The organism is Micromonospora sp. NPDC006766, from assembly GCF_040636055.1.
Taxonomy (GTDB): domain Bacteria; phylum Actinomycetota; class Actinomycetes; order Mycobacteriales; family Micromonosporaceae; genus Micromonospora.
In genome coordinates this window covers 158,348-171,986 of the sequence record NZ_JBEYIX010000002.1, presented here as the reverse complement: position 1 = coordinate 171,986, position 13,639 = coordinate 158,348, and the positions used below count along the sequence as shown (strand labels likewise).

17 protein-coding genes and 1 pseudogene are annotated in these 13,639 nt (G+C 71.0%); 4 read left to right on the top strand and 14 right to left on the bottom strand.

Translation table 11 applies throughout. From position 1 onward, the window contains the following. The first annotated feature begins 183 nt into the window (after window positions 1–183). Window positions 184–537, top strand: coding sequence for a nitroreductase/quinone reductase family protein (locus ABZ671_RS04530; RefSeq protein ID WP_357851120.1), 354 nt, complete (start codon window positions 184–186; stop codon window positions 535–537). Window positions 538–541: 4 nt separating this feature from the next. Here the strand turns inward: ABZ671_RS04530 and ABZ671_RS04525 are convergent, their stop codons facing one another. The 4 genes from ABZ671_RS04525 to ABZ671_RS04510 all read right to left on the bottom strand — a co-directional run bounded on the left by ABZ671_RS04525 (window position 542) and on the right by ABZ671_RS04510 (window position 4,331). Then, window positions 542–796, bottom strand: a complete 255-nt coding sequence (locus ABZ671_RS04525; protein WP_357851117.1) for a hypothetical protein — start codon at window positions 794–796, stop codon at window positions 542–544. 87 nt (window positions 797–883) lie between these two features. After that, entirely contained in the window at window positions 884–3,142 is a 2,259-nt protein-coding gene (locus ABZ671_RS04520) for an FtsX-like permease family protein (RefSeq protein WP_357851114.1), read from the bottom strand. Beyond that, window positions 3,139–3,783, bottom strand: coding sequence for an ABC transporter ATP-binding protein (locus ABZ671_RS04515; RefSeq protein WP_357851713.1), 645 nt, complete (start codon window positions 3,781–3,783; stop codon window positions 3,139–3,141). The genes ABZ671_RS04520 and ABZ671_RS04515 overlap by 4 nt, the downstream gene beginning before the upstream one ends. Window positions 3,784–3,806: 23 nt before the next feature. Next, the gene (locus ABZ671_RS04510; RefSeq protein WP_357851111.1) at window positions 3,807–4,331 is read right to left on the bottom strand and encodes a PadR family transcriptional regulator; all 525 of its coding nucleotides are present in this window, start codon (window positions 4,329–4,331) and stop codon (window positions 3,807–3,809) included. Window positions 4,332–4,556: 225 nt separating this feature from the next. On the opposite strand from ABZ671_RS04510, the gene ABZ671_RS04505 reads away from it, so the two are divergent. Continuing rightward, window positions 4,557–5,171 carry a TMEM175 family protein gene (locus tag ABZ671_RS04505; RefSeq protein ID WP_357851109.1) on the top strand — a complete coding sequence of 205 codons (615 nt, stop codon included), beginning with the start codon at window positions 4,557–4,559 and terminating at the stop codon, window positions 5,169–5,171. Between the two features lie 43 nt (window positions 5,172–5,214). On the opposite strand, the gene ABZ671_RS04500 is transcribed toward ABZ671_RS04505, so the two are convergent. The 4 genes from ABZ671_RS04500 to ABZ671_RS04485 all read right to left on the bottom strand — a co-directional run bounded on the left by ABZ671_RS04500 (window position 5,215) and on the right by ABZ671_RS04485 (window position 8,664). After that, window positions 5,215–5,589, bottom strand: coding sequence for a YciI family protein (locus ABZ671_RS04500; RefSeq protein WP_357851106.1), 375 nt, complete (start codon window positions 5,587–5,589; stop codon window positions 5,215–5,217). Window positions 5,590–5,670: 81 nt separating this feature from the next. After that, window positions 5,671–6,921 carry an RNA polymerase sigma factor gene (locus tag ABZ671_RS04495; protein WP_357851103.1) on the bottom strand — a complete coding sequence of 417 codons (1,251 nt, stop codon included), beginning with the start codon at window positions 6,919–6,921 and terminating at the stop codon, window positions 5,671–5,673. Between the two features lie 127 nt (window positions 6,922–7,048). Beyond that, entirely contained in the window at window positions 7,049–8,149 is a 1,101-nt protein-coding gene (locus ABZ671_RS04490) for a hypothetical protein (RefSeq protein ID WP_357851100.1), read from the bottom strand. Beyond that, window positions 8,146–8,664 carry a SigE family RNA polymerase sigma factor gene (locus ABZ671_RS04485; RefSeq protein ID WP_357851098.1) on the bottom strand — a complete coding sequence of 173 codons (519 nt, stop codon included), beginning with the start codon at window positions 8,662–8,664 and terminating at the stop codon, window positions 8,146–8,148. The genes ABZ671_RS04490 and ABZ671_RS04485 overlap by 4 nt, the downstream gene beginning before the upstream one ends. 180 nt (window positions 8,665–8,844) lie before the next feature. Here ABZ671_RS04485 and ABZ671_RS04480 point away from each other — a divergent pair, with 180 nt between their 5' ends. After that, the gene (locus ABZ671_RS04480; RefSeq protein WP_357851095.1) at window positions 8,845–9,210 is read left to right on the top strand and encodes a VOC family protein; all 366 of its coding nucleotides are present in this window, start codon (window positions 8,845–8,847) and stop codon (window positions 9,208–9,210) included. A gap of 67 nt (window positions 9,211–9,277) precedes the next feature. On the opposite strand, the gene ABZ671_RS04475 is transcribed toward ABZ671_RS04480, so the two are convergent. The 3 genes and pseudogenes from ABZ671_RS04475 to ABZ671_RS04465 all read right to left on the bottom strand — a co-directional run bounded on the left by ABZ671_RS04475 (window position 9,278) and on the right by ABZ671_RS04465 (window position 10,043). Further along, entirely contained in the window at window positions 9,278–9,442 is a 165-nt protein-coding gene (locus ABZ671_RS04475; protein WP_357851092.1) for a helix-turn-helix transcriptional regulator, read from the bottom strand. Next, window positions 9,433–9,534 (bottom strand): annotated as a pseudogene (locus tag ABZ671_RS04470) (XRE family transcriptional regulator); the annotation flags it as partial. The pseudogene ABZ671_RS04470 and the gene ABZ671_RS04475, both read right to left, overlap by 10 nt. A 257-nt stretch (window positions 9,535–9,791) precedes the next feature. After that, window positions 9,792–10,043, bottom strand: coding sequence for a hypothetical protein (locus tag ABZ671_RS04465; RefSeq protein WP_357851089.1), 252 nt, complete (start codon window positions 10,041–10,043; stop codon window positions 9,792–9,794). A 184-nt stretch (window positions 10,044–10,227) separates the two neighbouring features. Between ABZ671_RS04465 and ABZ671_RS04460 the strand changes: the two genes are divergently transcribed. Further along, window positions 10,228–11,088: an AraC family transcriptional regulator gene (locus ABZ671_RS04460; protein WP_357851086.1), complete on the top strand. Its 861-nt coding sequence runs from the start codon at window positions 10,228–10,230 to the stop codon at window positions 11,086–11,088. Between the two features lie 3 nt (window positions 11,089–11,091). Here the strand turns inward: ABZ671_RS04460 and ABZ671_RS04455 are convergent, their stop codons facing one another. The 3 genes from ABZ671_RS04455 to ABZ671_RS04445 form a co-directional block, all read right to left on the bottom strand. Then, window positions 11,092–11,478 carry a GntR family transcriptional regulator gene (locus ABZ671_RS04455; RefSeq protein WP_357851083.1) on the bottom strand — a complete coding sequence of 129 codons (387 nt, stop codon included), beginning with the start codon at window positions 11,476–11,478 and terminating at the stop codon, window positions 11,092–11,094. Next, window positions 11,475–12,344 (bottom strand): hypothetical protein, encoded by an 870-nt coding sequence (locus ABZ671_RS04450; RefSeq protein WP_357851080.1) that lies wholly within the window; start codon window positions 12,342–12,344, stop codon window positions 11,475–11,477. Before ABZ671_RS04450 ends, ABZ671_RS04455 begins: the two co-directional genes overlap by 4 nt. An 88-nt stretch (window positions 12,345–12,432) precedes the next feature. Further along, on the bottom strand, window positions 12,433–13,623 hold the full coding sequence (locus ABZ671_RS04445) for an aminoglycoside phosphotransferase family protein (protein WP_357851077.1): 1,191 nt from the start codon (window positions 13,621–13,623) through the stop codon (window positions 12,433–12,435). Window positions 13,624–13,639 lie beyond the last annotated feature (16 nt).

The following is a 13,639-nucleotide window of genomic DNA, read 5'->3' as shown; positions in this document are numbered from 1 at the left end:
TCCGGCGCCGCTCGCCGTACGGCTGGACTCTGAGGGCCCGCGTTCTCAGCGTAAACGTGTGCGTAGCGCACAAAAGGAGCGTTGGGAAATCAGCCGACGAGTCCCCTGGAACCGGCGGCAGGCGGGCGCGAAGCTCCATAGCCTGGCAGGTGAGAGCACGTCGGGTAGCTGTCGGGAGGCATCGTGGCCAACGCGATCAGGGACGCTCTCGAGGGCGTCAGCGAAGTCGAGCTCACCACGACCGGGCGCAAGACCGGGCGGCAGATCTCGCACCCGGTGTGGTTCGTGCAGGAGGAAGACAGCGTCTTCCTGGTCCCGGTGACCGGCTCGAGCAGCCACTGGTACAAGAACGTACGGAAGACGCCGATGATCCAGCTGGCCGCCAACGGCACGGCGTTGAGCTCGAGCGCCACGCCGATCACCGACTCCGACCGGGTCCGGCACGTCGTGCAGCTGTTCCGCGACAAGTACGGCGCGAACAAGGTGGAGGCCTACTACCCGAAGCGCGACGTCGCCGTCCAGGTCCCCCTCGGGTAAGCCGTCACCGCGCCACGGTAGACCCCTTCCCGCGCGGTGCCCGGCTCCGCCACCACGAACGCAACCCCCACCCGATCAGCACTGCGGAGACCAGGCCCGGCCCGCAGTGGACGGCCAGAACGCCGGCCAGACTCGGGCCGCCCCAGTCCCGCTGGTAGCTGGCGGGATCGGTCATGTCGATCACGAACGGCTCGACGGCGGCGCGAGCTATCAGATACAGCCCGAGCAGGGCCCCGAAGCCCGTCACAAGCTTCCTCATGGACGCGAGGCTAGGAGGAGACCCCCCAGCCCCGCGTCACTCTCCGGTATCACCCGCGCCCCCATACCAGGGTGGGTGCGGTCGCGGTTACTCGTTGCGGGCCGTCTCCGGGCCCGTGATCCGGCGCAGCAGCGGCAGCGTCAGCGCGACGATGCCCAGCGACACGGCCAGCCCGCCGGCGACCAGGAGATAGAACGACCGGCCCGGCGCTAGCAGCGTGTAGCCGAGCTGCGCCCGCAGGAACAGGTGCGCGGCCAGAAAGCCCATCCCGATCGCCACCGCCGCGACGAGCAGCAACGGTACGACGGTCTCCAACGCGACCACCCCGCGCAGCGTACGCAGCTGCATCCCGGTCAGGCGCAGCATGCTGAACGGTCGTTTCCGGTCGCTGAGCCCGCCGGCCACGCTGACGGCCAGGCTGCAGCCAGCGATCGGCAGGCTGGCCAGCATGATCACATTGGCCAGCTGTTGGAACTGGTTCATCTGCCGGGCGGAGTTCGACTTCCACTCGCTGACGCTCGCCGGGAAGCGCCCCTGCGGAAACGCGTTGATCAGCATCGTCCGGGCCTGCTCGAACGCGGAGCGGCTGGTCGTGTTGACGACCACCGACCGGATCGGCTGCCGGTCGACCGCTTCGGGAGCCATGTCGGCGGCACCCCAGACGTAGGCGTCACTGGTCAGATCCCACGCCCGCATGCCGATGAGGTCGTCGGGCACGGCCACGACCTGCGCGCCGGCGGGGCAGCTGCCGAACACGGCCAAACGGTCCAGCTCGGCGCACGTGATGACGCCTGGCCCCCACGCTCGATAGGCGGCGGATTCGGAATCCGTCGGCTTCTGCCGAACCTCGACCGGTGGGCGTTCGACTGGATTGGCGTGGACCACGGTCACGCTGCGTACCCCGGGGATGCTCTGGAGCCCGGCGGGGATCTCGTCGGCGGCCGGCGCGGGCCCGTCCTCGGGCCAGAACGTCTTCGCCATCGAGGTGGCCTCCACCATGTCGGCGTGCGGCGCGCCACGGTTGGCGACGAAGGTGGTGATCGTGCCGGTCGCCACGCTGGTCACGAAGAGCGCCACGATCAGCCCGCTGACCGACCGGAAGCCGGCCTGCGGGTTGTCCGCGAGCCGCCGCCCGGCGATGAGCGTGGCGGGTCGACTCGCCCGCCCGGCCAGGACCCGGGCACCGACCATGGTCAGCCACGGCCCGGCCAGCACCAGCCCGATCATGATCACCACAAACCCGGAGAGGTACGCGGTGATCTGGCCGTTGACCGTCGCCGGACGCCGGCCGATGAAGTACGCCATCTCGGCGAGCCCGGCGACCAGCGGGACCAGCCGCCAGGCGTGCGGCGGCTTCGGGGTGACCCGTCGGCTCACGCCCAGCGGCGTGATCTGCACCCGACGCAGCGCCAACCGGGAGGCCACCACAGCACCGAGCGGCACGCCGAACGCGACCGCCAGGACGTTGACGATCGTGAGCGACAGGTCGCCGGGGAAGAACGGTTCGCCGGTGAACGGGATGATGGCGAGCCCCGGCCGGGCGGCGAAGAACACGCCGAACCCGACGGCGGTGCCCACCATGGCGGCGAGGGTCGACTCCACGGCCGAGATGAGGGAGATCTGCCGTGGGGTGGCGCCGACCAGCCGCATCGCGGCGAAGCGCTGCTCCCGGCGGGTGGCGGCCAACCGGGTCGCGGTGCCGATGAAGATGAGCACCGGGAAGAGCAGCGCGGCGGCGACGACGGAGAGCACGAGCGTCATACCGGCCTGGTTGATCCCGATGGGGCAGCCGTTCTTGCAGTGGCTCGGCGAGAGGGTGTTGATCTGGGGGACCTTCCGGGCCCCGAGCGGCTCCAGGTCCGCCGGGGTGCGGCCGACGACGATCAGCAGCGAGTCGGGCGAGGGCAGCGCCGCCGGGCCGATCGTGCCGACCTCGTGGCCGGGGAAGCGGTCGCCGAGTTCCGTGGCCGGGGTGGCCCGCAACAGCTCGCCGAGGGCGGGCGAGACGTAATATTCGCCCGGCCCGGGCAGGTGCGCGATGCCCGGCGGTACGGGCGCGTCCGGGCCCGCCACCGCGACGTCCAGCCGGCCGATGGACCGGCCGTGGTAGTAGTCCTCCCGCAGCAGCCACCACAGCTGGCCGGCCGACGCCTCGGCGGAGTCCGCCGGGACGGTGGCGGTGTTGAGCCAGCCGTACCGCTCGTTCTGCGCGCCGACCGCGTTCATGCCGGCGAGCGTGGTCAGCAGCATGCCGACGCCGAGCGCCACCGCGGCGGCGATGATGACGAGCCGGGCGGCGGCCTCCCGACCGCCGGCCAGGGACAGCCGCAGACCGAACCGGATCATGAGAGCACCAGCGCGTTCACCTTGCCGTCGCGGACGATGACCTGCCGGTCGGCGTACGCGGCGACGCGGGCCTCGTGGGTGACCAGCACGACGGTCGTGCCCTCCTCGCGGGCCGAGGCGACCAGCAGGTCCATGACCTGCTCGCCGGTGAGCGAGTCGAGCGCCCCGGTCGGCTCGTCGGCGAAGAGCGCCCCGGGCCGGGCGACCAGGCCGCGGGCCAGCGCGACCCGTTGCGCCTGACCGCCGGAGAGCTCGCCGGAGCGACGGTGCTCCAGCCCGGCCAGGCCGAGCCGCTCGAACCACGGCCGCGCCTGTTTGAGTGCGGCGGCGCGCTTGACGCCGCCGAGCAGCAGCGGCAGCGCGACATTCTCCTCGGCGGTCAACTCCGGCACGAGCTGCCCGAACTGGAACACGAAACCGAACTGGTCGCGCCGCAGCATGCTGCGCTCGTGTTCGCTCAGCGTGTCGATCCGGCGGCCGTCGAAGTGGATCTCACCCGCGTCGGGGACCAGGATCCCGGCCAGGCAGTGCAGCAGGGTGGACTTCCCGGAGCCGCTGGGGCCCATGATGGCGACGATCTCGCCCGGGGCCACCGAGACGCTGGCCCCCCGCAGCGCCGGCGTCTCACCGAAGGAGAGCATGACGTCGCGCGCCTCGACCGCCTTCACTTGCGTACCACCTTCCGGAGGGTGTCCAGCCGGGCGATCGTGGTGTCGATCCAGCGCAGGTCGGCGTCCAGGTGGAACAGGCCGTGGTCGGCCAGCATGACGTCGACCAGGTCGCCGCTGCGCCGCAGGTCGGTGAGCTCCTTCATCCGCCGCAGGTGGGTGGCGCGCTGCATGTCGAGGTATTCCTCGGCGGGGCGGTCGAGCATGAGGGCCAGCACGACCTTGGTGAACAGCACGCTCTGCAGGTTGGGCTCGGCGTCGACCGGCTCGGTCAGCCACGACTCGAACTCGGTCGCACCTCGGTCGGTGATGACGTAGCGCTTGCGTTCGGGGCCGACGCCCGGCTCGACCTCGCCGACCACGATCTTGCCGTCGCGGGTGAGCCGGCCGAGGGTCGCGTAGACCTGGCCGAACGGCAGCGGCTTGCCGCGGTTGAAGAACAGGTCGTAGTCGCGTTTCAGGTCGTAGCCGTGGCTGGGCTCGCGTTCGAGCAGGCCGAGCAGGGTCATGGGTACGCTCATGCCGACACCATACCCTGAGTGTATACCTCGCGTATATATCCCCGGCGTACCCTTGGTCCCGTCCCTGCCCGGCCCGACTCTCGGACCCGGTGCCACGCTGGGACAGGATGCCTCTCACGCTCCCTACAAACGTGATGTCGTCAACGATTCAACCGTCGGCGACCCCAACACGGCGGCAAGTCGTTTACGTCATCAAGTTCCTAGGCGCAGGGGAAGGATGGTGGCGTGCGGACCAACCGGCTGGAGGCGTTCAGCGACGGCGTGCTCGCCATCATCATCACGATCATGGTGCTGGAGCTGAAGGTCCCCACCGGTCACGACCTCACCGACCTCGTCCACACGACCGGCGTCGGGCTGCTGACCTACCTGCTCACCTTCGTCTACGTCGGCATCTACTGGAACAACCACCACCACATGTTCCACCTGGTACGGCAGGTCAGCGGCGGTGTGCTGTGGGCGAACCTGGGGCTGCTGTTCTGCCTGTCGCTGTTCCCGCTGACCACGGCCTGGGTCGACGACTCGAGGTTTCGACCGACCCCGGTCGTCATCTATGGCCTGAACCTGCTCAGCGCAGCCATCGCATACTTCGTGCTCCAAGCGACGATCATCCGGCAGCAGGGACCGGCCTCACCGCTACGGCAGGCCATCGGCGCCGACATCAAGGGCAAGGTCTCCCCGGTGCTCTACGTCGCCGGGATCCTCAGCGCCCTGCTGATCGACCGCAGCGGGCGCATCGGCGTCGGGCTCGCCCTGGCGTGTTTCGTCGCCGTGGCGATCATGTGGGTCGTACCCGACCGCCGCATCGACCGGGTCGTACAGCAACACGAGGCCCCCGACTAGGCGGGGCGGGCGGCAGACACCGCCCCGCCCCACCGCGCTGCGCTCAGGCCTCGCTGGGCCCCTCGTAGATCCGGCGGACGTCGACCTCGACGTCGATGCCGTGGTCGACGAAGAGCTTGGTGAAGCGCTTGCCCCACTCCACCGCCTCCTCCTTTGACCGCACGTCAAGCAGCGCGAACCCGGCGATGAGTTCCTTGGTCTCGGTGAACGGCCCGTCGGTGATGGTGGTCTTGCCGTTGCTGACGGTGATCCGCGACGCGTCCTCCTTGCCGCTCTTGCACAGCCCCTCGGCCGCGAGCAGCACGCCGGACTTGGCCACCTCCTCGATGAAGCCGCCCATCTGCTCGATGAACTCGGGGCTCGGGTCGAAAGCGCCGGGAGTGTTCTCGTCCAACTTGTGCATCAACATGAACCGCATCGATGACATCCCTTCTGGAAGAAGCTTTCACTGACCCGTCGTCCGGGTCGACCCGGATCCGACATCCCGTTCCAAGATCTTTTACGACCTGCAGGCCGCCGCCCGGTCCAGCAGCAGCGCCCGCTCGCGGGCGTTGCCGGTCAGCGACGCCGCCCGCTCGAACTCGGCCCGGGCCTCGTCGTGCCGACCGAGCCGGGCGAGCAGGTCACCGAGCACGCTGGGGAGCAGGTGGTAGGCGGCCAGCGCCGGATCATCCGCCAACGCGCGGGCCAGTACCAGACCGGCCGCCGGCCCGTCGGCCTGGGCGACGGCGACCGCCCGATTCAGCTCCACCACCGGTGAGGGCACCAACCGGGCCAGCTCCGCGTACCAGGTCGCGATCCGCGCCCAGTCGGTCTCCTGCGGGGCATACGCCCGCGCGTGACACGCCGCGATCTCGGCCTGCACAACGTACGGGCCGGGCTGGCCACCGGCGCGGGCCCGGTCGAGCGCGGCGAGGCCCCGGCGGATGAGCATCTGGTCCCAGCGACTGCGGTCCTGATCGTTGAGCAGAATCGGCGCGCCGTCGGGGCCGGTGCGGGCATGCGTACGCGACGCCTGGATCTCCAGCAGCGCGGCCAGCCCGTGCACCTCGGGCTCGTCCAGTATCAGCCCTTGCAGCAGCCGGGCCAGCCGCAACGCCTCCTGACACAGGGCCGGCCGCATCCAGTCGTCGCCGGCGGTGGCCGCGTACCCCTCATTGAAGATCAGGTAGACGACCTCCAGCACCGAGTCGAGGCGCTCGGCGCGCTCGGCCGGGCCGGGCACCTCGAACGGCACACGGGCCCTGGCGAGGGTCTGCTTGGCGCGGGTGATCCGCTGCCCGACGGTCGACTCGGAGGTGAGGAAGGCGCGGGCGATCTCGCCTGAGGTCAGGCCACCGACCAGCCGCAGGGTCAGCGCCGCCCGGGCGATCGGCGACAGCACCGGGTGGCAGGCCACGAAGATCAGCCGCAGCAGGTCATCCTCGATCCGATCCTCGACGGCCGCGTCGAAATCGGGGATGACCTGCTCGTCGAAGTCCCGGCCGAGCTCGGCGAGCGTACGCTGCTGGGTTTGCCTGCGGCGCAGGCTGTCGACGGCGCGGCGCTTGCCGACGGTCATCAGCCACGCGCCGGGGTTGGCCGGCACCCCGTCGCGCGGCCACTGTTGGAGGGCGGCGACCAGGGCATCCTGGGCAAGCTCCTCGGCCTGGCCGACATCGCGGACGATCGCCGCGATGCCGGCCACGACCCGCCCGGCCTCCATCTGCCACACCGCCTCGACGGTGCGCCGTACCTCGGACTCACCCATCGGCCCATCACACCAGCCCGGTCCGACGTTCGCCGGCACCTGCGGTCCACGTGTCGCCGGGTGATGATGACCGCGAGGCCGGTGCCGACGCCACCACGGCACCGGCACCGGCCTCCACCCCTGTCGGCTACTTGCAGGCGACGAAGATGGGGCTTGCGTTCACGACGTCGGCGCGCAGAGGTATGACCTGGGTAACGCGTCCGGCCAGGTCAACGACCTGCATCTCCGACCCCTTGCGGTCATCAGGCCAGGAGCGAAGGACGAGATGCTCATCGTCGGCCCAGGCGATGAACTCACCGGAGAGCGGGATGGTCTGCTGAGCGGCACCGGTGGCCGTCGCGACGATCCTGATAGGGGCGTCGATGCCAACGTTCTGCAGGGCGATCCGGCTCCCGTCGGGGGAGAACGCCTGCGCCGAACCAAGCGCGGCGGTCGCCGGGATGGTGTGCGTCAGCTTCCCGGAGCGGTTGTAGAAACGGATCCCGGTCACCTGGTCGGGCAGACTCTCGCTGCCAGCGCTCTGCGACACCGTGAGCGCGACCTCGTTGCCGCCGGGCGCCCAGACGAAGTCCTGTGCGCCGGTGTTGCCGCCAGCATAGAAGTTAAGCTTGACGAAGGTGTCCTTCAGGGTCACCGCGTCGACGATCGCGAAGCCCTTATCGTGCAGGCGCTCGCGTACGGTGAACAGGATCTCCTTGCCGTCGGGCGACCAACTGCCCTCGTCGCTGCCGTAGCTGCCGATCCACCGCACGTGATCCAGGTTGGCCGGATCGAGGATTCCCCAGCGCAGCGGGCTGGCCGGCGTGTCCTCGCCCCGGCGGACCAGCACCCGGGATCCGTCCGGAGACGGGACCACGGTGTGGTACGGCAGTTCGACGTACTCGCCGGTCGCATCGTCGCGCAGCAGCGAGTCCCGCGGCGGCTGCCGGCCGGTGAAGCTGTAGGCGGTCACGACCTGCGAACAGGTCGGTGAGCCGGCACCGAGCTGTACGGTCTGCCCGCCCGGTGAGCCAGCGCTGAACGGTTCATTCTGCCCACCCGCCGCCCGAACCCCCAACGGCGCTCCGACGGCGACGAGCGCCACGAGAGCGCCGGTGCTCAGAGCCACCCGCACTCGACCCTGACGACGGACCCTGCTCACGACGGCGGGTGCGACACCGACCGGTGCAGGTTCATCGCCGATCCGTTCGAATGCGTCGCGTAGTGCCCGGTCCAAGTCGGTGGTCATCCGTGTGTCTCCTTTACGGCAAGGCTGTCGAGGTCTGGGCAGAGGGCGCGTAGCCGGCTGAGGGCCCGCGCGATCTGGCTGCGGACCGTCGCCGGTTTGCAGCCGAGCAGGCGGGCGATCTCGTCGTCGGGAACGTCCTCGAAATAGCGCAGCACAAGCACTGCGCGTTGCTTCGGCGCGAGCCGGCGCAGCGCGTCCCGCAACGCCATGCTCAGGTCGAACTGAGCGGTGCGGTCCGGTGCCGCCCGGTTGTCCGGGACCCGATCGGTGGTCAGTTCGCGGCCGTGCCCCGGCCGCCGCCACCAGCTCACCTGCTGGCGGTACATGGCGCTGCGCAGGTACGCCTCCGGCGACCCATGAATGTGTTTCCAGCGCCGAAGGGCCTTGGCCAGGACCGTCTGAAGCAGGTCTTCCGCCTGATGCCGGTCTCCGGTCAGGGCCAGTGCCGTGCGGAACAGCACATGCGACCGGGCCTCGACAAAGGAGACGAAGTCCCGTTCGGTTTCAACGTCCACCTGACCACCGCCCAATGTGCCCGCAGACGGGCTCGCACCCGTGCTCGCGTTGCTCGCTCATGCCCGTACAGACGCCGGCCGGGCCGGCGCTGCTGCTCGGCGGCGAGAAATTCTGACGCGCCGAATTGTCGTAGCCGCCTCCTAGCCTGGCCCGGTCACGACCGACCGCAGGGGGACGACATGCTCGACCACTTCTCCGTCATGGTGCGCGACCTGTCGACCAGCGCCGCCTTCTACGACGCGGTGCTCGCCCCGCTGGGCGGCCGCCGGATCATGCAGCCCGGCCCGATCGGCTACGGCGTCGACCGCCCCGACTTCTGGCTGGTGCCTGGGCCCGCTGAGGCCGCGCCGCTGGAGGCGCACATCGCCTTCACCGCCCCCGACCGGGCCGCGGTGCAGGCCTTCTACGACGTTGCGGTCGCGGCTGGCGCGGAGGTGCTGCACGCGCCCCGGGTCTGGCCCGAATACCACGCGACCTACTTCGGCGCGTTCGTCCGCGACCCGGACGGCAACAACGTCGAGGCCGTCTGCCACCGCCCCGAGTAGTCGACAGCGGGCCGGCGGGCGGTCACCGCATCGTGAATGCGGCTTGTGGCAGCCGGCAAGAGAGGCGTCAGGCCGCGTCGGCGCTCGGCGAGAAGCGGACGTTGAGGCGCATGTGCAGCGCGCGGGCCAACCGTTCGAGAACGACCAGCGTGGGTACGGTGCCGCCAGCCTCGAAGCGGGCCACCGCCGACTGGTCATGCCGGCCGCTCGTGCCAGTTGCGTCTGGCTCCAACCGTTCCGCTCCCGCAACTCGCGTACGGTCTGTCCGAGCTCGAAAGCGATCCGCGCAGTCTCGTACGCCTCGTCCGCCCCCGGCTCGGCCATCCGGCGCTCGCGAAGCTTGCTCCAGTCGACTCGATCGGTCATCACACGTAAACCTCCGCTACGCGCCACGCGCTCGGCTGATGGTCGGGCTCATTCAGGGCGGGCGACAACGCGTTTTACCAAGGCCTGCATTCGTGTCCGGTCCGCCGACCTCGCAGACACCTGCTTGAGGCCAGTCGCGCCGGGAATCCCAAAGAAGCGGTAAAGGATGTTGGCGGCGGCCTGCCCGGTAGCGCTGTTCGGCCAGGTTGTCGCTGTCAGTCCTGCGGCATGAGCGGCTTGGAGTAGGCGCCAGAGGTCGACCGCATCCTTCGTGGTCCGCGGTTGTCGTGATGGCTGCGTACGAAGCGGTTTGCTGCATCCCCGCGTTGGTAACCGCGCTCGGCGAGGGCGCGAGCGAGCCGAGGATCGGCGATGACGGCAGGCAGCGCGGCGAAGTCGGCGTCAAGGGTCTCCCGCATCGGTACCTGTTCAGCGACACCGTGCGCGGCGATGAGCAGAGTGACCATGTGTCCACCGACGACCCGATGACCCTTCAGCTAATACTTACAACTCGGATTCAGCCTGGCCGCTCGTGTCCACGCAGACACACCTCGTGATCATAAAGCGAGCCGACTTAATCGGGCTCGATGAGATCGGGTTCAGCGCCTCGGCGGCCCCTAGCGTCGGTGGTGGAAGAGGAAGGAGCACCGGGTGTTGGAGCGGCTCAACCAGGCGATGGACCACCTCGAACGGCACCTCGACCAGCCGGTCGAGGTCGCCGACCTGGCGCGGATCGCGTGCGTGTCGGAGCACCACTTCCGGCGGCTGTTCTCCGCCCTGGCCGGCATCCCACTGTCGGAGTACGTGCGCCGGCGGCGGCTCACCGTCGCCGGCGCGGAGGTCCTCGCCGGGAAGGTGCCGCTGCTCGACGTCGCGGTGCGCTGGGGGTACGGGTCTAACGAGGCCTTCGCCCGGGCGTTCCGGGCCGTGCACGGCGTCGGCCCGGGCGAAGCCCGGCGTACGGGGGCGGTGCTGCGGTCGCAGCCCCGGATGTCCTTCCGGCTCATCGTGGAAGGGAGCAGCAGCATGCAGTATCGGATCGTGGAGAAGGACGCCTTCCGCCTGGTCGGGCGCAAGGCGCGGGTTCCGCTGGTGCACGAGGGGATGAACCCGGCCATCGTGGCGTTCGTCAAGGGCATCGACCCGGAGACCGTACGCCGGATCGAGGCGCTGTCGGACCAGGAGCCGCACGGCATCGTCAACGTCAGCGACGGCCTGGCCGGCGACCGGGCCGAGGGCACCGAGTTGGACTACTGGCACGGGGTGGTGACCGGCGCGGACGCGCCGGAGGACCTGGACAACCTGCCGGTGGCGGCCGGCGCGTGGGCGGTGTTCCAGGCCTCCGGGGCGTTCCCGCAGGCGGTGCAGTATCTGTGGCGGGACGTGTTCACCCAGTGGTTTCCGTCCAACCCGTACGAGAGCCGCCCGGGCCCGGAGATCTCGCAGGTGCGGGTGTCGGCGGACGGTACGCAGGCCGACGCGGAGTTGTGGATCCCGGTTCAGCGGGTCTGACGATCACTCGTCGGCGGACCAGGCGCGGCGTACGGCGTCGAGGGCGGCTTCCCGGTCGACACCGAGCAGCCGCGCCTGCCGCAGGTAGGCGGTCGCGTGCCGGTCGAGCGCTTGGCGGCGCTCGTCGGCGCGCGGCGCGGGCACCTGGTCCGCCACCCGGGTGCCGCCGCCGCGTCGGGACCGGACCAGCCCGGCGGTCTCCAGCTCGCGGTAGCTGCGGGCCACGGTGCCGACGGCCAGGCCGAGGTCGCCGGCGAGTTGCCGCAGCGGTGGCAGCCGGTCGCCGGGCTGGAGCACTCCGGTGTGGATCAGGTCGGCCAGTTGTCGGCGTAGCTGCTCGTACGGGGGTGTGGGGTCCTGCGTGTCGACCCGCAGGGTCGGCGCGTTCACGCCGGTACCGGGGCGGGCCGGTCGGCGCGGGGGCCGGGATCCAGGACGGCGACGGCGCTCCAGCCCAGCAGGGCGGTCCAGGCCGGGATGAGCAGGAACAGCACCCAGGCGGCGGCCGTCCACCAGGTCGGCCGGCACGGGCTGGCCAGCAGTCCGGCCGCGGTGAGCAGGGAGATCCCGATGAGCGGGATGGTGACCAGCACACCGCAGGCCCCGGTGACGGCGGTGGCGGAGCGGCGCCGCTCCGCGTCGTCGCGCACCAGGTCACCGGCGGAGGTGTGCGGGCGGGGGCGTCCGACGAGCCGGTGCATGGCCAGCGCGGCGATCAGCACACCGAGGCCGACGACCAGGGCGAGAGGAAGACTGTAGAAGGAGCCGGCCCATGGGCCGTGGGAGCCGCCGGCGAATTCGCCGCAGCGGTAGGCCAGGGTGCGGCCGGCGCGGCCGAGGTCGTCGGCGGAGCCGGCGGTGGTGGTCGCGGTCAGCAGGATGGCCAGCGCACCGCCGGCGGCGGCCACCGCCCGGAATGGTCGACGGGGCAGGTAGTGGCGGACCTGCCGGGTCTCCAGGGTGGCCTGGCGGGCGGTGCCGGCGGGACGGACGACGACGCGGCTCTCGCCCGCCACCACTCCGGCCAGCACGCAGAGACCGAACAGGGGCGCGGCCAGCAGGACGCCGCGTCCCAGCGGGTCTTGGCCGGCGGCGACGGCGGCGACCGCCGCTCCGAGGATCAGGCCGGACCACCGCCAGCGTCGGGTGGTGCGCCGGATGTGCTCGGTCGCGGGTTCGCCCGTCGCGGACGGGCCGGCCAGCGCGACGCCGAGCAGCGGCAGCAGCAGAAGCCCCAGGATCACCGTGACCGGCACGACGACACTCTCCTTTGTATCAAGCATTTGACACAAACAAGCATCACCGGGCCGACTCACTTGTGTCAAGGAGTTGATACAAGTACCGTCAGTCGGGCCGGATCACCTGCTTCGCCTCGGCGGCGGCCGCGCCGAGGCAGGCCGGCACGTCCGCCGCGTGGTAGGGGTGCTCGCTCGGTTCGATGTTGGCCAGGAACATCGCGTACGCGGCAGCAAAACGCAGCGGGGCGACCGGCCGCAGCAGGTCGACGGCGCGGCGCGGGTCGCTGCCGGGCACGTCGGCCCGCCAGCGGGCGGCCCAGGCGTCGAGCAGCGGCGCGGCGGCGGCCGGGGCAAGGGTTTCGGTGAGGCGCAGGATGTCGAAGGCGGGGTGCCCGACGAACGAGTCACCCCAGTCGATGACGACTCGCCGCCGGCCGTCGCCGCGTACGTTGCCGGGGTGAAGGTCACCGTGGACGAGGGTGTCGGGCAGCCCGCAGTCGCGTACCTGGTCGAGCCGGTCGTCGAGGTCGGCGAGCAGGTCGGCGACGGCGGACACGTCGTACGGGGCGAGCCACCGCCGGATCCAGGCGGCCAGGGCCGGCCCGCTCAGGTCGGGTACGCCGGCCGCGACCAGCGCGTCGACGTGGTCGGCGGCGCGCAGTTGGAGCAGGTGGTGGTCGGCGGCGATAGCGGCGCGTTCGGTGTCGTCGGCGGTGTAGCGGTCCTCGCCGGGCACGTGGTCGAGCAGGATCCGGCCGGCGTCGTCGGCGGCGAGCAGGGCCGGCCCGGTGGCGGGCGCGACGCTGGCGAGCCAGCGCAGCACGGCAGCCTCGTGCCGGAAGAACCCGGGCACCTGCTTGAGCCAGGCGCTGCCATGCTCGCCGTCGAGCCGCCAGATCGCCGACAGGTTCCAGGTGCGGTGCTGGACGGTGGCGGTCACCGGCCGGCCGAGGCGGTGCAGCTCGCCGGTGGCCCAGGCAAGGCTGCGGGCCGGGCCGCAGGGCCGCGCCCAGGGGGCGCGCAGCGGGTGCGGCGCCAGGTCCACCGGCACCGGTTCCAGGGGTACGGCCACCGGCGTGGTGACCTGGCCGAGGTAGGTGAGGTGGCCGCCGGGCGGCTCTGGCCGGTCGGCGGCGAGCAGCCGCAGCACGGCCACGTCGACGCCGTGGTGGCGGCGGGCCCCGTCGACGATTCCGCCGACCTGCTGCCACCACGGCTCCGGCACCTCGAACGGGGGCAGGGCGCCGAGCGACACACCGGCGTCGTCGACCAGAACGAGAGTGATCACGCGGGACACGACGCGACGGTAGCGG